Source organism: Fundicoccus sp. Sow4_D5 (assembly GCF_052116365.1).
In the GTDB taxonomy this organism is placed as follows: domain Bacteria; phylum Bacillota; class Bacilli; order Lactobacillales; family Aerococcaceae; genus Fundicoccus.
Window position 1 is genome coordinate 204,074 of sequence record NZ_JBQKLF010000002.1, and the last position, 24,034, is coordinate 228,107.

A 24,034-nucleotide genomic window follows, 5' to 3' on the forward strand; every position below is an offset into this window, starting at 1 on the left:
AGTGAAAACTATCCCAAGAAAGAATAGCGCTAGACGCAAAAAAATATCGCAATGAAAACGAATTTATATGGTATCATATGGAATAATATATGGTAAAGGGGACGAGCGTATGTCAGCAATTGTACCAATGAGTTTGTTAGTTGCTGTAATGATAGGAGGGTTCATTGCGGCTAAGTTATCCTTGTTTAGTGACCATGCTGAGTCGGACTTATCGGTCATGATCACGCAAATCGCTTCGCCTGCCCTTATTTTATCGACCGTGAACTCGGCCGGTTCACTAGGAACTAAGCGTGAGGCAATGATCTTCCTGTTGATTGCCTTTCTCTTATTCGGACTGTATATTCCCCTCGCGAGCTTAATGACCAGGTGGTTTAAATTCCCCCAGAAATCCCTGGGAGTCGCCAAGTTTTTGTTGATCAACAACAATACAGGCTTCATGGGTCTACCGGTAATTTTAGCGATGTACGGTGAAGGGGCGATGTTTTATGCGGCTTTGATGAATATCCCGACTAACCTGTTTTCTTTTTCTTATGGTGCTTGGGCAATGGCCAAACACAGCCATCAAGAGGCTAAACCACCATCACTCGTAAAAATTCTATTCTCGCCAGGCTTTCTGACTTCGATTGTGGTGATTGTTTTCTTCGTTTTCGATTGGAGATTGCCCATCGTAATGGCGGATTTTTTTAGTCTAGTGGGTGCCATGACAACGCCTCTGGCTTAGCTTTTATTAAGATGCTGCTTTTCCCGATGATGGTCTATCTGATATTCGCTTCCTTTATCAGCAATCCGATTATATTGAGTGTTCTGATTGTGATTGCCGGCATGCCGGGACCCGCAGTTTCTACCAGTTTTGCGATTCTCTATGAGGCGGACGTCGGCCTAGCTGCTCGCTATGTCTTTGTCTCGACCTTATTATCGGTCGTGACCATCCCTTTCATTGTGAATCTATTGGGTCTGACGTAATACTTGCTTGACAAAGGGCTGGATAAGGTCTAAAATACAAACAACTTATATAGAATTTCTTTAATCGTGTTCCGTGAAACACGAAAGAATCACACGTTTAACTTTGCCCCCACAATAGGGCTGAGTGTCTTTCTTTGTGTACTCACGATCAGTAACTACGGTTACTGATCTTTTTTTATGGGCCAAATATGAATCTTAAGCATAAGGAGTTTGATAAAAATGGATAGTAAACTACCAATTATTGCGCTTGATTTCGCAACTGTCAACGAGCTGCATGAGTTTTTAACATTATTTCCCACGGGTGAAACACTCAATTTAAAAGTGGGGATGGAAATGTACTACATGAACGGTCCTGAATTGGTGCGCGAATTGGTAGCCGCTGGACACAAACTTTTCTTAGATCTGAAATTGCACGATATACCCAACACTGTCAAGCGCAGCATGAGCATCCTTGCTCAATTAGGCGTTTCAATGGTTAATGTCCATGCAATGGGCGGATCAAGCATGCTAGAAGCGGCCAAAGAAGGTTTAGTAGCCGGTACCCCAGCAGGAGCTGAAACACCGCTACTGATCGCAGTGACTCAATTAACGTCAACCACTGAAGCACAAGTGCTCAACGAACAATTGAGCCGTGTCAGCCTCAACGAAAGCGTCAGCCAATATGCTAAAACGACAGCTGCTGCTGGTCTGGATGGTGTCGTTTGTTCGCCACTTGAAGCAGCACAAATCAAAGCAGCGTTAGGTAAAAACTTTCTAACGGTCACTCCGGGTATTCGCTTGGCAAGTAATGAAGTCACTCAAGATGACCAATACCGAATCGCCACACCCGAAAAAGCCGCTGCCATCGGAAGCGACTATATTGTAGTCGGACGTCCAATCACGCGTGCACAGAAGCCGCTCGAAACTTACCGCCAACTAACACAAGCCTGGCAAGCAGCTAAAACTAAGGGGGAAGCCTAATGACACACACACCTAAAACCAGTTTAGAAATAGCCGATATCTTACTAGAAATCGGTGCAGTCAGCTTGAATCCGACAGAACCTTTTACATGGGCAAGTGGCTTGAAGACACCGATTTATTGTGATAATCGTCTGATTATCAGTTATCCAGCGGCTCGTCAACAAGTCGAACAGGCATTAGCTGATTTAATTCAAAGCGAATTTTCTGACGTCGATGTCATTGCAGGCACAGCCACAGCCGGCATTCCACATGCGGCGATTGTTGCTTACTTACTGAATAAACCAATGATCTACGTGCGCTCGAGCGCCAAAGCCCACGGCAAACAGAATGCCATCGAAGGTCAGCTAAAAGCGGGTCAAAAAGTCGTGATGATTGAAGATTTAATCAGTACGGGTGGCAGCGTGATACAAGCAGCCGACATGGTCACACAAGCCGGCGGTGAAGTACTCGGGGTGTGTGCCATCTTCAATTACTTACTTGCTAAAGGCAAAGTGGCCTTTGAAGAAACGACTTATCCGCTACATACCTTAACGGATTACCAAATTCTAATTAATCAAGCAGTCAAAAACGAAAACTTAGCAGCCCACCGAGAAACGTTGGAGCAATGGTATCAAGATCCACAAGCTTGGTCACAAGCCTTTACTCAATCATAGGCGATCACATAGTAACAAAGTACTCAAGTCACTTGCGAAAACTCAATAGCCATTAATAAAGGAAGCCTGTGAGCTTCCATTAAGGGGAAAAAATACAATGAACACATATGAACAGAATAAGAACGACCGCAGAGCGCTAGTTGCTGCCATTATCGCTTCAGGCATGGACGATTTAAACGTCATGTTTCTAGCGTTCTCAATGTCGACGATTATTACACAACTTAATTTAACCAGTGCCCAAGGCGGTTGGATCGGTACGATTACCAACTTTGGCATGCTATTTGGCGGCGTGGTTTTCGGGGTTTTAGCAGACCGTTACAATAAATTTAAGGTATTTAAATGGACCGTCATTATTTTCTCGGTCGCAACCGGTTTAGTTTTCTTTACAGAAAGTATAGGCTATCTATACTTAATGCGCTTTATTGCGGGAATCGGTGTTGGGGGAGAATACGGTGTAGCTATCTCGATTATGGCCGGTATTGTCCCTCAAGAAAGAATGGGGCGTATCAGTTCTTTAAATGGGATTGTCGGCCAAGTTGGTTCGATTACATCAGCGATTCTAGCAGGTTTAATCGCCCCACTATTCGGTTGGCGCGGACTGTTCTTGTTCGGTCTGTTACCACTTGTTTTAGTTATCTGGATGCACTTTGCGGTTGATGCCACTCATGTATCAGATAGCGGTCGCCAAACGACGAATTCAGCATCAACAAGTAAAGGGCGCATCGCTGACTTGTTTAAAACGAAAGCTTTGATGCATCAAACGCTTGCTTTAATGGTTATGACGACTGTTCAAATTGCGGGTTACTTTGGCATGATGAACTGGTTACCGACGATTATGCAAGCCAATATCGGCGTCAGTGTTAGTGGCTCAAGCGCTTGGATGGTCACGACGATTCTTGGAATGTGCTTAGGTATGCTAGTTTTCGGTCAATTACTTGATCACTTTGGTCCGCGCTTAGTTTACGGCGTCTTTCTTTGTTGTTCTGCTGCATCGGTTTACTGCTTTACCTTTGCTAAAACAGGGCCCCAATTATTAATTGGAGGCGCAATCTTAGGCTTCTTCGTTAACGGGATGTTTGCCGGCTATGGGGCAATGATTACTCGTTTGTATCCTTATGAAGTTCGAACGGTCGCGAACAATACGATTTTAAATGTGGGTCGTGCCGTGGGAGGCTTCTCATCAGTAATTATCGGAATGATTCTTGATTCGTCAGGTGTTCCAACCGTGATGCTCTTTCTAGCTAGCCTGTATGTCATTAGCTTCGTATTTATGATGAGTTTACCGAATCTGAAACAGGCGCGCTATATAAAACATGGGCAAAGTGCCAGCAAAGCCAGTTCTGTGGCGGTAGCTCCCTTGGCAGAAATTTAAAGTCTACTATAGATAAGCTTACTTATGAACACACGTTGCCTTGTAAAGGTGGCGTGTGTTTTTGTGTGGCTAAGTATCAAAGGCCGAAAGCTTGCTTTTTAGCGTCTGGCTCTGATAGAATCATCGAGCGAGACTTTTTAGCCCTATTTTGCCATTAATAGTGGTCTTGGCTTTTAGGATTTTGTTACGTAGCCTTTAAGAATTGGTTAGGTTAGTTTTTTTTCATGTAAGTTCGGTGGATAGTATGTTAAAATACTGGGGTAATATATTGTGAGGTGATTGTGTTTGGTTCAGGCATCTGATTCGTCGATGGAGCTTCGGATTCAAGGGGCTCTTATTACGCATATGTTAGATTATTATCAATATATCCCGTTGGATGAGTTTTTAGCGAACCACCCTCATTGGAGCACCTCCCAAATTCAGGATACATTAGCATTGCTTCAGGCGATTATTAGTGTGGACTTGAAGACAATCGAAACATTGGCCCCAAAACTTCATCTTGATTTTCTACAACACCCTTCTTTTCTTGAGCGTAAAGTATATAGTTATACGCAAAATTTGATGCTAAATCTTTCAGAATATGAATATGCAGACTATTTGCGTGGTTTAACGCCTATATTGGTGGATGTTATGCGCCTTGTGGTGGTTAAACATGCGTTACCCGATTTGGATCAGTATATGATACAAGTATCAAAAGAAACGACAGATGGTCGTTTGATTTATAAGGGTTTGCAGTGGAATCAAGAGGAAATTGAGAGTGGTCATAACCAGGTGCATAAAAGCTGGCAGAAATATTATGGGAAGCATTTCAATTACAATCATTATGTGAGTTCGAGTCATCTTTTGAAATTATTGATGGATTATGGCAAAGATGAGGATATTAAAGAGACAGCGACTCAAGTGCGTCAAGTTGAGAAAGACTTGCGAAACATAGTGGCTCATGAAGTGCTATTCGTAGATGATGCTTGGTTGCAAGAACGATCGAATATGGATGCGGATGAAATACATGGATTATTAATGCGTTTAATCTATATCGCAGGCCTAGACGATCAAAAGCAATGGGATGTTATAAGTGATTTAAATGAACAATTGAAAGAATTATTTAAAGCCAGAATCCAAGAGATTCGGGCAAATTAAACTATCTACTATACTAAAGGAGTTTACGTTTGTATGAAGAAATTAGTCATTCGTGGAGGCAAGCCATTAACAGGTGAAATTACAATTAATGGTGCGAAGAATAGTGCTGTTGCTTTAATTCCAGCTGCTATTATGGCCGATTCAGAAGTCATCTTAGAAGGTGTACCGGATATCCAAGATGTGTATTCGTTGCTTGAAATTTTAAACGATTTTAACGTTAAAACTGAATTTAAAAATAATACGTTGAAAATCGATCCTTCGGAAATTGCATCAATTCCAATGCCAACAGGCAAGATTCAAAGTTTACGTGCGTCCTATTATTTTATGGGTGCCACCTTATCTAAGTTTGGTGAAGGTGTGATTGGTTTACCAGGAGGCTGTTTCTTAGGCCCGCGTCCGATTGATCAACATATTAAAGCCTTCCGTTCTTTAGGTGCAGAAATTGATGATGATTTTGGCGTGATTAGCCTAAGTTCACCTAACGGTTTACAAGGAACACGTATTTATATGGACGTTGTATCGATTGGTGCAACAATCAACGCTATTCTTGCAGCGGTGAAAGCAGAAGGTAAAACAACGATTGAAAACGCAGCTCGCGAACCAGAAATCATTGATGTAGTTACTTTATTAAATAAAATGGGCGCTAAAATTCGTGGTGCAGGCACGAGCGTGATTCGTATTGAAGGTGTCGAAATCTTACATGGAACGAGTCATACTTTAATCCCAGACCGTATTGAAGCGGGCACTTATTTAACTGCTGCAGTCGCAATGGGTGACGAAGTTCGTGTAAATAACGTCATCTATGAGCATATTGAAAGCTATATTGCGAAATTAGATGAAATGGGCGCGAAGATGGAAATTGGTGAGGACAGTATTTTAGTCCATAAATCAGATGACTTACAAATGGTCAGCTTGAAGACATTACCTTATCCAGGTTTTGCGACTGACTTACAACAACCGATTACGCCACTATTAGTGAAAGCTATTGGTAAAGGGACAGTGATGGATACAATTTATCCTCAACGAGTGAAACATATTCCAGAATTAAATCGTATGGGAGCTAACATCCGAGTGGATGGCGATATTATTCGCGTTGAAGGCCCTTCAAACTTATCAGGAGCACCGGTTCGTGCGAGTGACTTAAGAGCAGGCGCCAGCCTTGTGATTGCTGGTTTAATGGCTGAAGGTGAAACGACAATCACAGGTGTAGAAAACATCTTACGTGGTTATACAGATATCGTTGGTAAATTGCGTGCAATTGGCGCAGATATCGACATGATTGAAGATGACCAAGAAGAAGCATAAAGTTAAAAAAGTATAGAAAGTAGGCATCTCATGGCAGACGCTTTTTCGTTAGAAACATTGTTAGAGAAAGAAGTGAAAGAGTTATACGCGTACGCGCGTGAACTCGATATACCTAACTATAGTCAATTAAGTAAGAAAGAATTGGCTTTAGCAGTAATGAGAACACAAGAAGAAAAGCAAGGATTCTTCCAAGTTGAAGGTGTTCTTGATATTCGTTCAGATGAGTCATTTGGTTATTTACGTCCAATTAACTATTCGCCGAGTCAAGAAGATATTTATATATCTAACTCACAGATTCGTCGTTTTGATTTACGTAATGGAGATAAAGTCGCTGGTCCAGCGCGTCCACCAAAAGCGAACGAGCGTTATTATGGTTTAATGCAAATTTCGACCGTCAATGGTAAAGATCCTGAAGCTGCTAAGCAAAGAGATCATTTCCCAGGATTGACGCCACTGTATCCGAATGAGCAAATTAAATTAGAGTACCAAAAGCAGTCGATTTCGAACCGTTTAATCGATGTAGTTTCGCCTGTTGGTTTTGGTCAACGTGGTTTGATTGTGTCACCGCCTAAAGCAGGTAAAACAACCATCTTGAAAGAAATTGCGAACGGTATTAAAGAAAATCATCCAGATGTTGAATTGATTGTCTTATTAATCGATGAACGTCCCGAAGAGGTAACCGATATTGAACGTAGTGTGAAGGCAGATGTTGTATCGTCTACTTTTGACCAACAGCCTGAAAATCATATCCGTATTTCAGAATTAGTGCTTGAGCGTGCAATGCGTCTTGTTGAAGACGGTCGTGATGTTGTCGTTTTAATGGATAGTATCACGCGTTTGGCTCGTGCTTACAACTTAGTGGTTCGTCCTTCAGGTCGTACTTTAAGTGGGGGCTTAGATCCGGCTGCTTTCTACTTCCCGAAACGTTTCTTTGGTGCGGCGCGTAATATCGAAGGTGGCGGTTCGTTAACCATCTTAGCAACAGCTTTAGTTGATACTGGTAGTCGGATGGACGATATCATTTATGAAGAGTTCAAGGGTACGGGTAACATGGAATTACACTTATCTCGCCAATTGGCTGAAAGACGTATTTTTCCTGCGATTGATATTAAACGTTCTGGTACACGTAAAGAAGAATTATTAATTGAAGCTCACAAGCTTGAACAAGTATGGCGCTTGCGTAAGATGATGCAAGGCGAGTCTTTAGAGTACACCGAGCAATTGATTCAACTATTACGTAAAACGAAAAACAATGATGATTTCTTCACTCAATTTGAGAAGATTGTCATGAAGTAATTTACTTGACTAAGACGAAGCTTGAATTAAGGCTTTGGCTTGGTTTAGTGTTGCGCTTAATTGAAATTTAATAAGAGTGATGGGCACGGGTATCTTGGATATCCGTGTCTTTTTTTGTTTTGTGTGGGGCGGATGATGTCTTTGTTGGGGAGTATGGGGAGGGCTCGGTTTTGGTGGAGGTATTGTGAGAAAGCTGGTTCGACTGCGATAGGGGGTGTGGCTTGTGCGTGTCGACTGGCCAAATGAGTCGACTCAAGCTGGGAGTGAACACGTTAAAGCCATAAAAGGGTGAATCGGTTTTATTCGATAGGAATGCTCTTGGGAATGAGTAAGTTGCCTCCACTTACACACCCAAAGGCCAAGTCCTAAGCGCCTGTCACGGGGAAAGATTAAAGCTCACCATAACAAATCACCATAATTATGATAAAATACTAATAATGACACGTAAGAGAGTTATCATTATAGACAGCAATATGGTAAAATCTAGGTACAACATTCAAACAATAACGATTAAAGGGGATTGTTTTGAATTGTATCATACCATCAAATGAGCACCGATAATAAGTGTGCAGTTTATGGATTTTATCTCAACACAAAAGTTAAGGGTGAGTCGAATGGCAAAGGTAACCAAAACAAATGTCATGCGAATATTAACGCAACTGAAAATACCGTATACTATCCACCAATATTTGGGTGACGACGTTCGTTCTGGTGCAGATGTTGCAGAGAAGATGGGTGTTTCACCCACTCAAATGTTCAAAACATTGGTGACACAGGCTAAGTCAGGGGAGCACTATGTCTTCATGGTGCCAGTCCAATTTGAATTAGATTTGAAGAAAGCAGCACAAGCGGTAAATGAAAAAAGTGTGGCCATGATTAAAGAAAAAGAATTATTCCCACTGACGGGGTATGTTCATGGAGGCTGTTCGCCAATAGGGATGAAGAAAGAATTTCAAACGGTACTTGACGAAAGTGCCTTAGAATATTCAAGCATTTTATTTAGCGCTGGCAAAAAAGGTTATTCTGTCCAACTGGCGCCTGATATCTTAGAGAATATCCTTCCTTTAAAAATAGCAGATATTATTTTTAAATAAAGCAAATATATTATGTACATGAGGTGAAGTAAGCGATGAAAAAGTGTTCAAACTGTGGGGCAGCTAACTTAGATGAAGCTAAATTCTGTCATCAATGTGGCGGTTTAATTGCACGCGAGAGGCCTATGTCTAAAAATGACATGTCAAAGGAAGACAAACGACCCTCACTAGACGATTTAGAGTTTGTCGAAACGGACTTGACGAATGAAAGTCCTAAAACATTAAGAATGAAGGATAAGGTAAGTTTGCGTTCAACAGAAGAAACGCAAGTTTCATCAACGAGGGACCAACCCTCAATCCAGAGTAAGCATAAGAAAATGTCTGAAGTTCGCCAAACGGTCAGACAAGAAGAACCAGCATTCGTTGGAAGTCTTGATTCAGCACCAAAAACAACGCGACTGGCTGATACAGGCGATGTATTTATTGCCGATGTGTTGGCTAACATCGAAACTGACATCGATTTAGATGCAGACATCGTTGACTGGCACAGTGAAGATGCCGATCCAGTCGACCCAGAAAGTTTAGCGGTACCCGTTGAACGTGTTGGAAGGGCTCATTCCGCAGAACCTGTCACACCAGTGGAGCGCCCCTTTGAACGAGCGAATCGACGAACGTCTCAAAAGGAAGTAGATCTTCTTGAAGACGAAGTGACTAAAGAGGATTCTGTCACTGACAAACAGTCTGTTTTACAAGAAACGGATTTAGTTACACCAGCACCGGTGCTAAGTGAACCTACAAGTTCAAGCGAAGCCCCATTAACCACAGAGGCAGATGAACCAACAGTCTCGAACGACTCACTTGAAAATTGTAAGCCTTCGAATAAAAAACAAGCACGACAGACTAAACAACATGAAGAAAATCCAATGTTTAAACGGGAACCTGTTTATTTAAAACCAGAAACCTATGGTCCCAGTGCGCGTGAAGCACAACGTAAATTGGATGCAGAATTAGCAGCGGTCGTTTCAACCATCGAATGTCCACATTGTGGCCATCAGAATCCGGATTACTATTCATTCTGCCAAGTATGTAAAAAGAAATTATATGCTTACGAAGATCAAATCATCGACACTCAAACAGAGTCGACAGCAGGAACGAGTACTTTTACAAGTCCATCAGAAAATGATGCGGTTGATGACGCCTTATTTGTTCCAGCTTACATCAATTCGGAGTCAACTTTGGAAGAAACAACTAAAAACAAACGTAAGAAGAAAAAGAAACATAGGAAAGAACGCAAACGTGGTTATGGTTGGCTCATTACGTTACTGTTGTTAGTCCTCTTAATCGCAGGTGGCGTCTTCGCTTATTTCTATTTTTTCAAAGGTGAAACAGCGAATGCAGTCTACCAAGAATATAGCGAAGCGATTGTGGCTCAAGATTATGACAAGGCAGCGAGTCTAACGGCTAGCACTAATGGTCATGCTTGGACAGGTGACGATGTCGAACAAATGATTGCCAACTACGCACAAGCACAAGTTGATTTAAGTACTTTATTAGCAGAAAACCCAGAAGCGACAGAATTAGTCCAAGGAAACCATCTCATATTGGAAGTAGATAGTGAGCCGAGTTTTCTAGGGCTCTTTCCTGAATACCAAGTCTTCGTCCATGCGATTAACGTCGCACTATCTGTCCCAAATGATTACCGCGATATCGCAATAACAACCTTTTCACATCAAGCACAACCAATTACAGCTGGCGATGCCGTGATCTTAGAGCCACGTGAAAATTACATTATAGTTCGTTTGACAGAAAACGATGAAACGCGCGAAATCGGGCTTGATTTAAATTATTCCTTAATGGCAGACGGCACATTACCTATTTCTCTAAAGGAAGTAGAAAACCGTATTCAAGCAGATCTAACGACATTACCGGGAGCCTATCCACAAGAATTTACAGCGACAGGTTTTGTGATTGATGGTCAAGAATATACGGCTGATATTATTACGTTGAATGGTTATGTGGGTCAAAGTTTTACAGTATCCATTCGCGGAGAGTACTTCGGTGAAGCCATTGAGAGTTCACAACAAGAAATTCATTTAGAAGATGACAGCCAAGTGCTCGTATCACTTGCTGACGACGGCGACTTACTGACTAAATTACAAGCGATTGAAGCCGCTAATGCCGACATGATTGCTAATCGTACACCTGCTGAAAGTGCAGAAACTTGGCTTCAAATCTTCCAGAACGATTTCGTTGATGCGATTAATTTTAGAGCACCCGACATGTTGGCTAAATATGGGGATGAATCAGAATGGTATGCCAATACCGCAAGCTGGATTCAAAACGAGGTAGTCACTAACGGTATTTACTATAATACTGCCACCTATGAAATCATCAGCGTTGAGCCTAATGATAGCGGACAAATGGTATTAACAACAACAGAATTATTCGATTATACGCTTGGTGGCGTAGCCGCCGTTCAAGCTCAAAGCAAGGTTTATGTCCTTGCAGACAACGGTGGACAACTGACGATTCTCTCTGTCGAAGTACAAGATATTGCAAATTAAAATTTCGACAAAATACCTTTGCATTTCTCTAACAGTCATGGTATTATTCTAGTGTTGCAGAGTACGCAAATGAATTAACTCTAAATTAGCAAATAGTTTAGGGCAGAAAGGAAGTAAACATAATGAAACAAGGAATTCATCCAGAATACCGTACAGTTGTTTTTATGGATACATCAACAGGTTTTAAATTCATCACAGGTTCTACTAGAAACTCTAACGAGACAGTAGAATGGGAAGACGGAAACTCGTACCCATTAATCCGTGTTGAAACATCATCTGATTCGCATCCATTCTATACTGGCCGTCAAAAATTCACGCAAGCAGACGGACGTGTGGACAAGTTCAACAAAAAATACGGTCTACAAGACAAAAACGCAGAAGCTTAATTTTAAACTTAAATGCTTTAAAGCATTCACGAAGACTACCTCTCGAGGTAGTCTTTTTGTGTATGGAGATAGAAAAAAAGTTGGTCGACAATCAATCTAGCAATTTTTTTATCTATTTGTACGTAGAAGCTAGAAGTAAAGGCCAAGCATTTGCTTGGACGCTAAGCTATCGCATGAGCTTTTTAAATGGGAGTACCCCAAAGGAGGCAAACCCGTGTGATCGTGTTGTTTTCTTTTGAAGTTAATTAATCTTTTGTGACCGTCATTTATCATTCTACCTTGAAAGTCATTACGTTTGACAAATATACATGAGAAGTATATCATATGATTAAACATGCATATGATGCGTGGGTTTATTTTTTATTCAACACATGATGCGGCGCTCATGTGTAAAGCGTACTCATTACATTATACGAACAGGAGTGAAGGTAAATGAAAAAAGATACTCAAGCACCTATACTACAACAGCAACGTCATGCTCAAGACAGTGACGCTCACAACCACAACTCTCATCACAAGAAGCATACACACAGTCATTCACATTCGCATAGTCATACTCACGATCATGGTAAAGCACCACTTATTCTATATTTTATCGGTTTAGTGGCTGCTGTCTTAGGCCTCTTGCTGTCGAACCAGTCACAGCTGATTCAAAACAGTCTATTCGCGCTAGCGTCAATCACGGCTGGTTATCATGTGATCGTATTAGAAGGGCTTGGAGAAACAATCGAGCGCACGAAAAAAGCCAACTGGTTTACACCGAATTCTCATATACTCATGGGTTTAGCAGCGATTGGCGCTTCGCTATTAGGTAATTATTGGGAAGGGTGTCTATTGATTTTAATTTTCTCAGGCGCTCACTTTTTAGAAGAATATGCTGAAGGTAAAAGCCAACGCGAAATTACCCAATTGATGAAACTTAATCCAACGACGGCACGCTTGTTAAAAGAAGATGGTTCAACAAAAGAAGTCGTTGTTAGCACACTAAAGATTGGCGATCGCTTAAGTGTATTGAATGGCGACCAAGTACCCATTGATGGACGCATTCTTTCAGGTACAACTGCGATTGACGAATCGGCGATTAACGGTGAAAGCATGCCGGCTGAAAAAACGGTCGGCGATTTAGTATATGCTAGCACAATCAATGGGACGGGTTCCTTTACAATGGAAGTGACCAAAACGAATGAGAATACGGTCTTTGCTAAAATTCTCGAGCTCGTTAGCCACAACCAGACTAATCAAACAAAAGTCGCGAGCATTATCCAACGCTTTGAGCCCAAATATGTGAATGCAGTATTGATTGTTGTCATCCTTTTGATGTTGGCCGGTCCGACATTACTTGCTTGGACGTGGTCAGAAAGTATTTATAAAGGCTTGGTGCTATTGGTAGCTGCTTCGCCTTGTGCCTTAGCAGCCGCGACGGTTTCGGTCACATTATCAGCCACGTCCCACTTAGCCAAAAAAGGCGTACTTTCTAAGGGGAGTGCCTACTTGTCTCAGTTTGCCACAATTCAAGCAATTGCCTTTGATAAAACAGGCACCTTAACCCAAGGTAAACCTCAAATGACTCATCACTATTTCAGCCCACAAGTTAGCGATACTCAATTTTTAACGGACTTGATTGTATCGCTCGAAAAACAATCGAGTCATCCCCTAGCTCAAGCGGTAATTAATGGTTTTCCTAATGCAAGCACCATCGACTTGATAAATGTCAACAATCAAACGGGACAAGGGCTGATGACCACTTATCAAGGAAAAAACTACCGAATCGGCAAACCGTCGTCTTTTGAAGCGGTTGCGACCGATATCACTCAACAGCATGACCAATGGGCGGCTGCAGGTCAAACCGTTGTTTATGTTGCTTGCAACGAAGAAGTGCTGGCAGTGTTATCTTTCCTCGATGTGGCCAAGGATTATGCCAAGACGACGATTGAGTATTTCAATCGCGAGGGCATTCATACCTCGATGATAACGGGCGATGCAGCCAAAACAGCAGAGGCGATTGGTCAAAGTTTGGGGATCCAGGAAATTATCGCCAACGTGATGCCTGAGGATAAGGCACGCTTGATCAGCGAGCAGAAAGAACGTTACGGCACAAATGCCATGGTGGGTGACGGCATTAATGACGCGCCCGCATTGGTCAATGCAGCGGTTGGCATCGCGATGGGTGAAGGAACGGACGTCGCCGTCGAAGTGTCTGATATCGTCTTGATGAAAAACGATTTGAACAAACTGGTTCAAACCCATCAAACCGCCAAGAAAATGAATCGAATAATTAGACAAAATCTGGTTTTCTCGATGGCCGTCGTGCTTTTCTTAGTGTTTGTTACGCTGACAAACCGCGCGGACATCACCCTTAGCGTGATTATTCATGAAGGCAGCACCTTGGTCGTTATCTTGAATGGGCTACGCTTGTTGCTTCATTAACCCCAAGGCCAAATAGCTCTAATAATTCTCTAGCACTTATCTACAGTGTCAAATAAGAGGCGAGTGAGGTTGAAGGCTAGCGTGTTTCGCCATGATAAATTGAGTCTTATTTTCTGAGCGGAATGATTGACTTTTCTGTGTTTAAAGGATAACATTCTAATAATAATTTGTATTAAAATTTAACTATTTAGAAGGAGGATTTTCATGCTTTTTAATAATATTGTGGATGCGATTGGTTACACGCCTTTAGTTAAGATTAACGGTTTAGACGAGTCTTATGCGGATGTGTATGTGAAATTAGAGAAGAATAATCCGAGTGGTTCTGTTAAAGACCGTCCGGTGAAGTATATTGTCCAAGATTTGTTGGACCGTGGTGAGGTAGCTAAGGGTGGCACGATTGTTGAGTCGACGAGTGGAAACACGGGGGTTGGTTTGGCGATGGTTGGTGCGGCTTTAGGTATCAATGTCGTGATTGTAATGCCAGATTCGATGAGTGTGGAGCGTCGCACAATTATTCAAGCTTACGGTGCGGAGTTAGTGTTAACGCCTGCTTCGGGTGGTATGAAGTTAGCGGGCGACAAGGGTGAGGAGATTGCCAAAGAGCGTGGTGCTGTAGTCTTTGGGCAGTTCACGAATGATGCGAATGTGGTGTCTCATGTGGAAACAACGGCGCGTGAGATCTTAGAGGATTTACCAAACGTCGATGGATTCGTAGCTGGAATCGGTACGGGTGGTACGGTCTCTGGTGTCGGTCAAGTCTTGAAAGAGCAGTCGAAGGATACGCTCGTGTGGGCGGTTGAACCAGAAGGGTCGCCTTTATTAACAGAAGGTAAGGCTGGCTCCCATAAAATTCAAGGGTTAGGTGCCAACTTTATTCCTGAGATTTTAGATCAATCAGTGATCGATAAAATTGAAACAGTTTCTAACGATGAGGCGATTGCCACTGCGGTAGCATTAGCGAAGTCTCAAGGGATTTTAGCGGGAATTTCATCAGGTGCCAACTATGCGGTGGCTTTACGAATGGCTAAAAAATTAGGTCAAGGCAAGAAAGTCGTGGTCGTTTTACCAGATAGCGGCGAACGTTACCTATCGACAGGGTTTTTCGGCGATGGACAAGCGTAGGTATCCTAAAGAGTTGCAGGAAAAAGCCTATGAATTAGCGCAATATATTTATGAGAAAGATCCTGCAGCGTCCAGTTGGGAAGAAGTTTATGATTTATATCCTGGCTTTAAGGCGGTTATGAGTCATCATCAAGCCCATCATTTATATCAAGTGGGCGAAGTCTACGAGGCGCGTAAACTGTCTGAAGCATCGCGTCACGAAACCGGGATTGAAATTCATCCGGGAGCGTGTTTAGGTCAAGATATTTTTATTGATCATGGCATGGGTGTGGTGATTGGCGAGACGGCGGTCGTGGGTGACCGGGTGAAGTTGTTTCACGGGGTCACTTTAGGTGGGACTGGTAGCGAAAAAGGTCGAAAGCGTCATCCAAGTATTCATCATGATGCTGAAATAGGCGCTAATGCCACCTTGCTAGGGAATATCACAGTGGGCCATCATGCGAAAGTAGGGGCGGGAGCGGTCGTTTTACATGACGTGCCTCCTTATGCGACAGCGGTGGGTGTGCCTGCTCGAATCATTCTACATGACAAAGACTGGAACCGAATTGGTGAGTATCAGATTTAAAGGCAAAAGCGCACCTTCCATTTGTTGTGGAAGGTGCGCTTTTATGTGTGTGGATGGAAGCTCCAAGTGCTTTTAGACTAGCCAGTGGTTGATGAAGACGGCGATTTGTGGAAAGAGGCTGGTGACGACAATCACGCGCAAGACTTGCAAAACCACAATATCCGAGTTGGTGATATTTAAGTCGCCTAAAATTAAGACAACGTCTGAAGCGCCGGCTGGAATTGAAGCTAACATTGAATCGGTCAGACGCATTTTCTGGAATTTGTGAACCAGAAAGCCAATCACCAGACAGCCCAGTAGAAACATTGGGATTAAGACAAGGATGGGAACGACCAGTTGGGACAAGGCTGATAATTGTTCGGCGTAAAAGGTCGTACCAACATACCAGCCTGATAGGATTTGTGCCAGGCGGCGATAGCCGATTGGCAAGGGGGTGACGCCGATGGTTAGCTTTAAGATGGCCATCCCAATTAAGGCCAGCACCATTAGGTTTAGTCCAGTTAAGAATTGACTCGCCGCCCATGCGAACAAGCTAGCGGCCACTAAGGCAAGCAAGCTGTTGATGGGTCTTATTCGCGCCAGAGTGGACTGAGGTGTTGGCTCTTGATTTTGAGTGTCAGCCCTTTGATCAGTTTTGAAATGTTGATTGAGTTTGACGACCAGCGACGGGAAAACGCCGATGCCCATCACCATGCGGATGAATTGCATAACGGTGACGGTAATCGGATCGGCTCCGTAGTCCTGGCTGATGATTGGGATGGTGCCCATGCCGCCGGGAATTGAGGCGAAAAGTGCGGTCACGAGCGATAGCTCGCTGACTTGGGTCAGTAGGAGGCCGATGGTTATATTGAGAATAATTAGGCCGCAAATGATCGTCGCGAAGGCTTTCCACAGTCGGGGCAGGCGCTTGAGGTCCGCGGTTGACAGGGACGCGCCGATAAAGCTACCGGCAATCATTTGGGCGATTTCTTTGGTGCCTGGTGGTGCCCAGAGTGTGCCGGTCAGGACTTGCATGGTCGCAAAGACTAACATGACGCCGACGAGTAGACCGCCTGGGATGCGGGCTTTCATAAAGCCATGACCGACGAGAATCGCGAGTGCGAGGGTGATGGCCATCATTAAGTAACTTTCCATTTTCTTCCTCCTGTTTATTAGCAAAGTAAAACATCACAAGTCTGGACTCGCGATGTTGGTGTTTAATTTATAGTAAAGTCTCCATCTAACAGAATACGAGAAAAACGGTGTGTGAGGTTGGCGGTGTAACCCCACAAGTTTTCTACCGGTAAATTGTAGAAGGGTGTTTTATGCACTTGATGCTTGAATTGGTAGTTGGGTCCATTGGGTAGTAAATGGAAAGGGAATTCATCATCAAACATCGACTTTACACGAATCGTATAATACTTTGGTTCGTTTTCGAGTAAGTAGGCGAGCGGAATTGTGAAGACGCGTTCGACTTCTTCGTTGTATTGAATATCTTCCAGCTTCACGTTGAGGCGGCCGACGTAACAGTAAATAATTGCCCAATCACTGATCACATAGTCAATGGCGCCAAAGAGTTCAATGTCTTCTGCTTTAACATTCAGTTCTTCGGTCGTTTCACGCACCGCTGCTGTTGCGAAATCTTCGTTTTCTTCGACGCGTCCTCCTGGAAAAGAAGTTTCGCCTGGTTGTGAAATCTTATGACTGCGTACTTCGTAAAGGACGTGCGTTTCACCATCGACGTCAATCAAAGGCAACAAGACCGAATAGTGTCGCTGTTCTCCGTAAGGTCGCGCTTGATAGTTCTCAATAATGTGTTTAATGTTATGATCCATACCATTCAAACCTTTCTAAGATAATCCATCTCATTATATCAGATATCTGTTCTTTTTATGGTGCTAAAAGTGTGTTTTATTGGAGAGTGGGTCCTTTCAACTGTCATTGTCTAAGAGGCGGTTGTTTTCTAGGTGCAAGTGACGAGGGGCTTTTAACTAAAACGAGACTTTAAACAGGGGACAAAAAAGGATAAAAGGCGGAGCGGCGTGTATTTCTTTCTCTGGGAAGATTAAGGGTTTATTTTGTTTAAATTGGGTTGATTAATAGTATGATGAGGGTATTCAGTGGAGAGGGTTGGTTAGATGCATTCGATTAAGTTGAGTCAGAAGGGTTTGTCACATTATGTTGCGGGGGCGGGCTTTGATTTTCGTTATGCGAAGGTGGGCGAGCGTTTGGCTGGCGATGTGGAGCGGGTGTTGTTACAGATGCAGATTGAGCCGGGGCCTTGTATTCAAGCGCGCAGGTTCATGGAGTGACTATTGAATATTGTGATGGTCTGCGTGGGGATGATTTTCTGGTTGGAAAGATTTTTCCGGAGACAGATGGTTTGATCACGGATCACCCGGCTGTCGCTTTATAGATTAAATTTGCAGATTGTACGCCAATTGTCTTATTTGATCCGGTCAAGAAAGTGCAGGCTGTCTTACATTCGGGTTGGCGCGGGACGGTGCAAGAGATTGCGGCGCATGCATTGGAGCGGCTGGAGTCAGACTTTAAGTGTCGGCGTGAAGATTTGGTAGTTTATTTAGGGCCGTCGATTGATCAGATGAATTATGAAGTTGGTATAGGTGTTTATGAGGCTTTTGGGGACTTTGCAGAGCGCGATCAATTTTTTAAACCGCATGGGGAGAAGTTTTTGTTGAGTATGTCGGATGCCAATTTAGTATTGTTGTTGGCACATGGCTTGAGACGTGAGCAGATTGAGGTGTCGCGTGAGCCGACTTTTGAAAACCCGGCTTTGCATTCTGCTAAGAGAGAAGGAGCGGACTATGGTCTGAACGCGTTGATAACGATCATATAGAGCTAGTTGTGTTATTGGGTGCATTAGCGCGGGGTGAGTTGGGTGCTAAAGCTTGTAATGTGCGCAAACCGCAGTCGGCCTGTAAGGTGAACCTATCTAGCGAAATTAGGCGACTTCCTTTCGTTATATCGGTTACAATAGTGGTAAGATGTCTGTAACGATGATCAGGAAAGGTGGATTTAAGATGAAAGCAATACAAATTAAAGAGTTTGGTGGACCTGAGGTTTTGAAGTTGGTAGAGATTGCGGAACCGACGCCGGGGCCGCAAGAAGTGCGTATCAGCATACATGCTGCAGGGATCAATCCCAACGAGGCCTATGCACGTACCGGCACTTACGGCGCTTATATTCCAGAGTTACCTTATACACCGGGCTTCGATGGAGCAGGAGTGATTGACACCGTTGGCGAAGGCGTGACTCATTTCAAGTCAGGGGACCGTGTCTATATCGGTGGCTTTATGGCCAAACGTAACACTGGTACCTATGCTGAAAAAGTCGTCGTAGATGCAACTTGTGTTCATCCGTTGAGCGAAGAGCTGACTTTTGAACAAGGGGCTGCATTGGGGATTCCTGGTTTGGCCGCCTATCAGGCGATTGTTTTAAGGGCGCAAGTTAAAGAAAGCGATACTGTGCTGATTCATGGTGGAAGTGGCGCAGTTGGGCTGACGGCTATTCAGATTGCTAAGGCATTGGGTGCGAAAGTGATTGCAACAGCTAGTACTGAAGAAGGGCGCAAGTTGATTCGTGCACTTGGTGCAGATGTGGCGATGCCTCATGTTGCTAAAGGCGAGTATGATGAAATTATGTCCGTGACTGATGACCAAGGGCCGGACGTGATAATCGAGATGTTAGCCAACCAGAACTTGGAGACTGATATGGAAATTGCGGCCAAAGAAGCTCGTATCATCATTCTTGGTTCACGTGGTAAGATTCAAATCGATCCGCGTCACACGATGACTAAAGGTTTAACGATTTTGGGTTTGAGTTCCATCAACTTGGACGCGACTGAATTGGCTGCAGCTTATAAAGAGTTGACTAGATTGGTCGATGAAGGCGAGATTTTACCATTAGTGGGCGATGTGCTACCGCTGGATAAAGCGGCTGAAGCTCATGAACAAATTTTGACGAAAAAAGGGAATGGTAAGTTAGTGCTGAAACTTATTTAGAAAAGCAACAAGCTGCAGCCTTGAACTCTTTGGAAGAGTCGAGGCTGCAGCTTTTTTTGGCTTGTGACTGGCTCAAGCCAATGGATAGTCGTTCGAATCCGCCTCGGAAAAATTTTCATGCAGAACGATTATAAGGCGTCCGTCACTGCGTTTCAAACGATTTGATAAGGGTTGACGATAACTTTAATCGTCGTGAGCGATAAGCGAACGACACCTTTGGTTTTGAATGTCTGTGGACGAAGTGCTGGGTAACCAGCGGGGCAATCGCTGTTCGCGCAGACACAACGTTAGTATGCTTTTTAGGAAAGCAGGGTGAATCAGCTAATTCTTGTTTGGGATAAAAGACGCCCGCATTGAAAACACAAAGGTGTCGCTCTCTGCGTTCGCGACGATTTTATAAAGACAGCTAGACTTAAAATCGGGCTGGCTTGCCAGCACACCTTCTGAATCATTTGGTGCGTGAAGCATTTGAATCTTCAGGTGGGCTGTGACTAACAGCAAGTAAGCTTGGGAATTTAGTTTTGAGGACCAGCCAATTCTGAACTCACATCATGGCGACTTGAGCCACGAATCCTGGCGCGTGTTCCACATCATGGCTCGATTCGCGATGATGTGGAAAGGGACAAACTCTAGCAAACCCCACTAAATCAAGCTATATTTTGTGGGGAAAGACCGATTATAGGAAGAATGCCAACTCAATCCGAGTGTCCACATCACAGGCTTACGTCACGAGCGGTGCTATCGCCGTTCGCGAAAGTCACGAGCACATCAACTTTACTCGGCCGCCAATGCTTCAAGTTTTGCGTATAAGTCAGGTAAGGCGTCGGCAAATTTGAAGCTGCGGTCGCCGCCTAAATCGATGGCTTGTAGCGTTGTCTGTCCGACACTGCGCAATTCGCCACTGACTAAATCAAGAATTTGGTAGGCGATATGAATCTGATTGCCTTCGACGCCGCTGATTTTAGCTTGAATTGTCACCGATTCACCAAAGCGAATCATTGTTTTATAGTCGGCTCTCAATTTCACTAAGGCTGCTAGGACACCCAATTCCGCTTGTTCTTTCTCCGTGAAACCGATATGGGCCATCAATTCCGTACGTGCTTCTTCAAACAGGCGAATGAAATTCGAATGATGAACAATCGCCATTTGGTCAGTCTCATAGACTTGAACCTTATGAAGGGTGCTTACAGATGAAGGCGTTGTAAAGTCAAATTCAGGTATGCTTTGACGCGCACGGCGTGTGCTCTTAATTGAGTCGCCGTCTTTACCATCTGTTTGGTCGGTTTCAAAACGAGCTGCGAAGATATCGTGAACTGCTGGTAGAGAACGCTTTAAGGCAATGGGACGGTAGCTTTCTTTATCAAGAAAGGCATGCATGCTTGAACCGATGGCTTTGACTTTTCCAGTCGCCACATCAGTGACTTCATAAGAAAGGGTCATGGTGACACCGTTGAATTGTTCAACTTTGGCCGCGATAGTTACCGTTTCACCAAAGCGGGTCATGCGCTTATATTGAGCTGTGATTGCTAAGACCGGCACTAAAACGCCGTCGGCTTCCATTTTTGCATAGTCGTAGCCCATGTCGCTCATCATCCAGGTACGGGCTTCTTCAAACCAGCGGACGTAATTTGAGTGGTGAACAATCCCCGCTAGATCTGTTTCATAATACTGTACTAAGTGTTTCCAATTGCTTGCCATAAAAAAATCCTCCTAGACGTGTTAGTTTCATTATCATTTAATTGGTCACTATACTTTTTGTCCTTCACTCTGGGTGGCGATTGAGGTTTTTGGACTGTTTATTTTTCTTGATAAACTGTATAGTAATATTTTCCAATAGGTAAAGTATATCATGTTTGGGGTCTTGGGCTGGTATTTGGTGTATAATTTAAGGTGATTAGTTTGAGGAAGGAGTGTGTGCGATGTGTTTAGTGACGTTTGCGGTAGGGGGGCATCAGCGTTATCCGTTCGTTTTGGTGGCGAACCGCGATGAGCGTTATGAGCGGCCGACTGCGGGGCTACATTTTTGGGACGATCAGCCAGATGTGTTGGCAGGTCGGGATTTAGATCATGGTGGGACTTGGTTAGGTTTGACGCGGGCTGGGCGTTTTGCGACCTTGACCAATCATCCTTTTACAGAGTGGCAGCCGCATGAACCGGTGTCGCGCGGGAGTTTGGTCAGTGATTTTCTAAAGGGGGATCACTCAGCTGAGGCTTACTTGGACGTTTTGCGTGCTAGTCGTCAGCGTTATGAAGGCTACCATTTGATTTTCGGTTCGCTCGAGGGTGGCTTGTGGGTTTATTCCAATGTTGAAGACTGCGTCGAGCGCTACGCACATGGCCTACATAGTGTCGGCAATACATATGATGATTTGACTATGCATAAGGAAATGCGTTCGCTTGGTTTGTTGGCAGGTTATCTGGGGATGGCGGTGAGTATGGGTGTGATTGGTGGCGAACAGGAAACCCAGAATTTGGCGGATGGTGGGCTTGCATCCGGGGACACAACGGACACTTTTACCACTCACCGTGAGGTCTTGGATCCTGATGAGTTGTTAGAGATTTTCCAAGACAGCGTCCCGGCCAGCAATTTGACGATTATTCCTGAACAGTTGCCGCTGGAAGTCGCGCGCAATAATTCGTCGATATTTATTAAGGGGGATTATTTCGGAACGGTCGGCTCAACCGTGATTTTAGTCGACCGCGACGGTTGGGTGCATGCTAAAGAAGTGCGTTATAATCAAGAAGATATGATCGAAATAAGTGAAAAACAATTTAAATTAGGGCCAAGCGAGCAAAGTGTGCGACCGCATGGCCAAGTAACAAATGAGGTGAATGAATAGTGAGTATCGTCCAACGAACGATCAAAATAGTTCTCGCAGCCCTAGCTTCAATCCTACTAGCGCAGCTGTTAAATTTACAAAACCCACTCGCGGCAGGAATTGTCGCGATTTTGAGTGTGCTCGATACACGTAAAGCGTCCTTAAATACCGCTATTGCGCGCTTTTTATCGACTTTATTAGCCTTCGCGATTGCGAGCTTGATTTTCAAGCTAGTCGGCTTTAACATTTATGCTTTCAGCTTGTACCTGGGGCTTTATGTGCCTTTGGCTTATCAATTTCGTCTTCAGGATGGGATTGCGCCATGTTCGGTCCTCGTGACCCATTTTATGATAGCAGAAAGCATTGCCTGGCAATGGCAACTGAATGGCCTGATGCTGATGACAATTGGTGCCTTGATGGCGCTCGTTTTTCATATATGGATGCCATCTTACGCCAAGCAGCTCGAACAGTTGAAAGAAGAAATCGAATGTCAAATGCGTGACATTCTGCATATGATGGGCGATGCTTTGACGAACACTCCGGACCATTTTAATGAAATCCACCAAGGCTGCCGTTGGCTGAATCACTTATTGGACCAAATGAAAGAAATCGCTTTGACGGAATACGATAATCAATTGTTTAGAAATTCAGACTATTTTCTGAATTACATCAATATGCGTCGCGACCAAGTCCACATCATGCAACACATGACGGTTAACCTACCAGACCTGCACCTGGCGACTGAATCCAACAACATGATGTCGCAATTATTCCATCTAACCGCTGACGAATTCAACGAACTCAACACCGGCACGGCTCTGTTGGACAACATATCTCAACTCTACCGCGTTTTCCGCGATTCTCAATTACCCACAACGCGCGAAGAATTTGAAACTCGCGCCTTACTGTTCCAAATGTTAACCGACTTCGAACGCTTTCTAGAAGTCAAACGCGACTTCTTTGTCCACATGGACCCAAGCACCTACCAAAACCGCTTTGTACCTAAATAATTGAGCAAAAATAAGCCACCCTCAAGCTTGTGATAAACAAGCCTAGAGTGTGGTCTTTTCATTCTTGCCTTATGCACTCCGCCAGAAAAGCTTCTCGTACGGGAATACTTTCTTCTAAAAAGCTACCGAACCCAGAGAGCGGGAGGGCTAGTGTTTGCTAGGCGCCCGTTCATGAACCACTGCTTTTATAAAATCGTCACGGAATGCAATGGAGTGACACCTTTATCTTTTCGGTCATTCCCCTCTAAACTCATTCGAATTGTCCCACTCGCCATCTGAGTGGTCACGTTAAAGTTTTAATTGTCCCAGTCAAATCCCGAGTGGGACAATTAAAACCTAAACATCACCTATAGCGTGTAAAATCAATGGTCTACTTGAGCATAAAAGGGCTGAAATCACCTAAATCCTCTCTAAATTCAT

General features: G+C 43.8%; 22 protein-coding genes. 19 read left to right on the forward strand and 3 right to left on the reverse strand.

Features of this window, described 5'->3' with window-relative positions:
- The first annotated feature begins 109 nt into the window (after nt 1-109).
- The 14 genes from ACTQ45_RS05235 to epsC all read left to right on the forward strand — a co-directional run bounded on the left by ACTQ45_RS05235 (nt 110) and on the right by epsC (nt 15,784).
- A complete protein-coding gene (locus tag ACTQ45_RS05235; RefSeq protein ID WP_441763123.1) occupies nt 110-721 on the forward strand; it encodes an AEC family transporter in 612 nt (203 codons plus the stop codon).
- 11 nt (nt 722-732) lie between these two features.
- Nucleotides 733-963, forward strand: a complete 231-nt coding sequence (locus tag ACTQ45_RS05240) for a hypothetical protein (RefSeq protein WP_441763124.1) — start codon at nt 733-735, stop codon at nt 961-963.
- A gap of 219 nt (nt 964-1,182) precedes the next feature.
- Entirely contained in the window at nt 1,183-1,923 is a 741-nt protein-coding gene (gene pyrF, locus ACTQ45_RS05245) for an orotidine-5'-phosphate decarboxylase (RefSeq protein ID WP_441763125.1), read from the forward strand.
- Nucleotides 1,923-2,576 carry an orotate phosphoribosyltransferase gene (gene pyrE / locus ACTQ45_RS05250; protein WP_441751423.1) on the forward strand — a complete coding sequence of 218 codons (654 nt, stop codon included), beginning with the start codon at nt 1,923-1,925 and terminating at the stop codon, nt 2,574-2,576. Before pyrF ends, pyrE begins: the two co-directional genes overlap by 1 nt.
- A 97-nt stretch (nt 2,577-2,673) precedes the next feature.
- Nucleotides 2,674-3,948: an MFS transporter gene (locus tag ACTQ45_RS05255; RefSeq protein ID WP_441763126.1), complete on the forward strand. Its 1,275-nt coding sequence runs from the start codon at nt 2,674-2,676 to the stop codon at nt 3,946-3,948.
- Nucleotides 3,949-4,257: 309 nt separating this feature from the next.
- Nucleotides 4,258-5,085 (forward strand): hypothetical protein, encoded by an 828-nt coding sequence (locus ACTQ45_RS05260; RefSeq protein WP_441763127.1) that lies wholly within the window; start codon nt 4,258-4,260, stop codon nt 5,083-5,085.
- A gap of 33 nt (nt 5,086-5,118) precedes the next feature.
- Nucleotides 5,119-6,390: a UDP-N-acetylglucosamine 1-carboxyvinyltransferase gene (locus ACTQ45_RS05265; RefSeq protein WP_441751418.1), complete on the forward strand. Its 1,272-nt coding sequence runs from the start codon at nt 5,119-5,121 to the stop codon at nt 6,388-6,390.
- A 30-nt stretch (nt 6,391-6,420) separates the two neighbouring features.
- Nucleotides 6,421-7,686 carry a transcription termination factor Rho gene (rho, locus tag ACTQ45_RS05270; protein WP_441751416.1) on the forward strand — a complete coding sequence of 422 codons (1,266 nt, stop codon included), beginning with the start codon at nt 6,421-6,423 and terminating at the stop codon, nt 7,684-7,686.
- Nucleotides 7,687-8,300: 614 nt separating this feature from the next.
- Nucleotides 8,301-8,780 carry a Cys-tRNA(Pro) deacylase gene (gene ybaK / locus ACTQ45_RS05275; RefSeq protein WP_441763128.1) on the forward strand — a complete coding sequence of 160 codons (480 nt, stop codon included), beginning with the start codon at nt 8,301-8,303 and terminating at the stop codon, nt 8,778-8,780.
- Between the two features lie 35 nt (nt 8,781-8,815).
- Nucleotides 8,816-11,284, forward strand: coding sequence for a zinc-ribbon domain-containing protein (locus ACTQ45_RS05280; RefSeq protein ID WP_441763129.1), 2,469 nt, complete (start codon nt 8,816-8,818; stop codon nt 11,282-11,284).
- A gap of 122 nt (nt 11,285-11,406) precedes the next feature.
- A complete protein-coding gene (locus tag ACTQ45_RS05285) occupies nt 11,407-11,670 on the forward strand; it encodes a type B 50S ribosomal protein L31 (protein ID WP_441751410.1) in 264 nt (87 codons plus the stop codon).
- A 432-nt stretch (nt 11,671-12,102) separates the two neighbouring features.
- A complete protein-coding gene (locus ACTQ45_RS05290; protein WP_441763130.1) occupies nt 12,103-14,097 on the forward strand; it encodes a heavy metal translocating P-type ATPase in 1,995 nt (664 codons plus the stop codon).
- A 204-nt stretch (nt 14,098-14,301) separates the two neighbouring features.
- A complete protein-coding gene (gene cysK, locus ACTQ45_RS05295) occupies nt 14,302-15,219 on the forward strand; it encodes a cysteine synthase A (RefSeq protein WP_441763131.1) in 918 nt (305 codons plus the stop codon).
- Nucleotides 15,206-15,784 (forward strand): serine O-acetyltransferase EpsC, encoded by a 579-nt coding sequence (gene epsC / locus ACTQ45_RS05300; protein WP_441751404.1) that lies wholly within the window; start codon nt 15,206-15,208, stop codon nt 15,782-15,784. The genes cysK and epsC overlap by 14 nt, the downstream gene beginning before the upstream one ends.
- A 72-nt stretch (nt 15,785-15,856) precedes the next feature.
- Here the strand turns inward: epsC and ACTQ45_RS05305 are convergent, their stop codons facing one another.
- Both ACTQ45_RS05305 and ACTQ45_RS05310 read right to left on the reverse strand, forming a co-directional pair.
- The gene (locus ACTQ45_RS05305) at nt 15,857-16,918 is read right to left on the reverse strand and encodes an AbrB family transcriptional regulator (RefSeq protein ID WP_441763132.1); all 1,062 of its coding nucleotides are present in this window, start codon (nt 16,916-16,918) and stop codon (nt 15,857-15,859) included.
- 62 nt (nt 16,919-16,980) lie between these two features.
- Nucleotides 16,981-17,598: an NUDIX hydrolase gene (locus ACTQ45_RS05310; RefSeq protein WP_441751402.1), complete on the reverse strand. Its 618-nt coding sequence runs from the start codon at nt 17,596-17,598 to the stop codon at nt 16,981-16,983.
- A 303-nt stretch (nt 17,599-17,901) separates the two neighbouring features.
- Between ACTQ45_RS05310 and ACTQ45_RS05315 the strand changes: the two genes are divergently transcribed.
- The 3 genes from ACTQ45_RS05315 to ACTQ45_RS05325 all read left to right on the forward strand — a co-directional run bounded on the left by ACTQ45_RS05315 (nt 17,902) and on the right by ACTQ45_RS05325 (nt 19,785).
- Entirely contained in the window at nt 17,902-18,075 is a 174-nt protein-coding gene (locus tag ACTQ45_RS05315) for a hypothetical protein (protein ID WP_441763133.1), read from the forward strand.
- Nucleotides 18,076-18,230: 155 nt separating this feature from the next.
- Nucleotides 18,231-18,620 (forward strand): polyphenol oxidase family protein, encoded by a 390-nt coding sequence (locus ACTQ45_RS05320; protein ID WP_441763134.1) that lies wholly within the window; start codon nt 18,231-18,233, stop codon nt 18,618-18,620.
- Nucleotides 18,621-18,804: 184 nt separating this feature from the next.
- Complete coding sequence (locus ACTQ45_RS05325) at nt 18,805-19,785, forward strand: NADPH:quinone reductase (RefSeq protein WP_441751398.1); 981 nt, start codon at nt 18,805-18,807, stop codon at nt 19,783-19,785.
- A gap of 774 nt (nt 19,786-20,559) precedes the next feature.
- Here ACTQ45_RS05325 and ACTQ45_RS05330 read toward each other — a convergent pair.
- Nucleotides 20,560-21,483, reverse strand: a complete 924-nt coding sequence (locus ACTQ45_RS05330; RefSeq protein ID WP_441763135.1) for an acyl-CoA thioesterase — start codon at nt 21,481-21,483, stop codon at nt 20,560-20,562.
- Between the two features lie 221 nt (nt 21,484-21,704).
- Between ACTQ45_RS05330 and ACTQ45_RS05335 the strand changes: the two genes are divergently transcribed.
- Nucleotides 21,705-22,625, forward strand: coding sequence for an NRDE family protein (locus ACTQ45_RS05335; protein WP_441751395.1), 921 nt, complete (start codon nt 21,705-21,707; stop codon nt 22,623-22,625).
- Complete coding sequence (locus ACTQ45_RS05340) at nt 22,625-23,614, forward strand: aromatic acid exporter family protein (protein WP_441763136.1); 990 nt, start codon at nt 22,625-22,627, stop codon at nt 23,612-23,614. The genes ACTQ45_RS05335 and ACTQ45_RS05340 overlap by 1 nt, the downstream gene beginning before the upstream one ends.
- Nucleotides 23,615-24,034 lie beyond the last annotated feature (420 nt).

What these genes read in the sequence shown, in the direction of transcription:
- ACTQ45_RS05290 (WP_441763130.1), top strand. Translation starts at nt 12,103, where the DNA reads ATGAAAAAAGATACTCAAGCACCTATACTACAACAGCAACGTCATGCT.
- ACTQ45_RS05240 (WP_441763124.1), top strand. Translation starts at nt 733, where the DNA reads ATGCTGCTTTTCCCGATGATGGTCTATCTGATATTCGCTTCCTTTATC.
- ACTQ45_RS05280 (WP_441763129.1), top strand. Translation starts at nt 8,816, where the DNA reads ATGAAAAAGTGTTCAAACTGTGGGGCAGCTAACTTAGATGAAGCTAAA.
- ACTQ45_RS05285 (WP_441751410.1), top strand. Translation starts at nt 11,407, where the DNA reads ATGAAACAAGGAATTCATCCAGAATACCGTACAGTTGTTTTTATGGAT.
- rho (WP_441751416.1), top strand. Translation starts at nt 6,421, where the DNA reads ATGGCAGACGCTTTTTCGTTAGAAACATTGTTAGAGAAAGAAGTGAAA.
- epsC (WP_441751404.1), top strand. Translation starts at nt 15,206, where the DNA reads ATGGACAAGCGTAGGTATCCTAAAGAGTTGCAGGAAAAAGCCTATGAA.
- ACTQ45_RS05325 (WP_441751398.1), top strand. Translation starts at nt 18,805, where the DNA reads ATGAAAGCAATACAAATTAAAGAGTTTGGTGGACCTGAGGTTTTGAAG.
- ACTQ45_RS05255 (WP_441763126.1), top strand. Translation starts at nt 2,674, where the DNA reads ATGAACACATATGAACAGAATAAGAACGACCGCAGAGCGCTAGTTGCT.
- ACTQ45_RS05330 (WP_441763135.1), bottom strand. Translation starts at nt 21,483, where the DNA reads ATGGCAAGCAATTGGAAACACTTAGTACAGTATTATGAAACAGATCTA.
- ACTQ45_RS05335 (WP_441751395.1), top strand. Translation starts at nt 21,705, where the DNA reads ATGTGTTTAGTGACGTTTGCGGTAGGGGGGCATCAGCGTTATCCGTTC.
- ACTQ45_RS05305 (WP_441763132.1), bottom strand. Translation starts at nt 16,918, where the DNA reads ATGGAAAGTTACTTAATGATGGCCATCACCCTCGCACTCGCGATTCTC.
- pyrF (WP_441763125.1), top strand. Translation starts at nt 1,183, where the DNA reads ATGGATAGTAAACTACCAATTATTGCGCTTGATTTCGCAACTGTCAAC.
- ACTQ45_RS05315 (WP_441763133.1), top strand. Translation starts at nt 17,902, where the DNA reads ATGCATTCGATTAAGTTGAGTCAGAAGGGTTTGTCACATTATGTTGCG.
- ybaK (WP_441763128.1), top strand. Translation starts at nt 8,301, where the DNA reads ATGGCAAAGGTAACCAAAACAAATGTCATGCGAATATTAACGCAACTG.
- pyrE (WP_441751423.1), top strand. Translation starts at nt 1,923, where the DNA reads ATGACACACACACCTAAAACCAGTTTAGAAATAGCCGATATCTTACTA.
- ACTQ45_RS05260 (WP_441763127.1), top strand. Translation starts at nt 4,258, where the DNA reads ATGGAGCTTCGGATTCAAGGGGCTCTTATTACGCATATGTTAGATTAT.
- ACTQ45_RS05310 (WP_441751402.1), bottom strand. Translation starts at nt 17,598, where the DNA reads ATGGATCATAACATTAAACACATTATTGAGAACTATCAAGCGCGACCT.
- ACTQ45_RS05235 (WP_441763123.1), top strand. Translation starts at nt 110, where the DNA reads ATGTCAGCAATTGTACCAATGAGTTTGTTAGTTGCTGTAATGATAGGA.
- cysK (WP_441763131.1), top strand. Translation starts at nt 14,302, where the DNA reads ATGCTTTTTAATAATATTGTGGATGCGATTGGTTACACGCCTTTAGTT.
- ACTQ45_RS05265 (WP_441751418.1), top strand. Translation starts at nt 5,119, where the DNA reads ATGAAGAAATTAGTCATTCGTGGAGGCAAGCCATTAACAGGTGAAATT.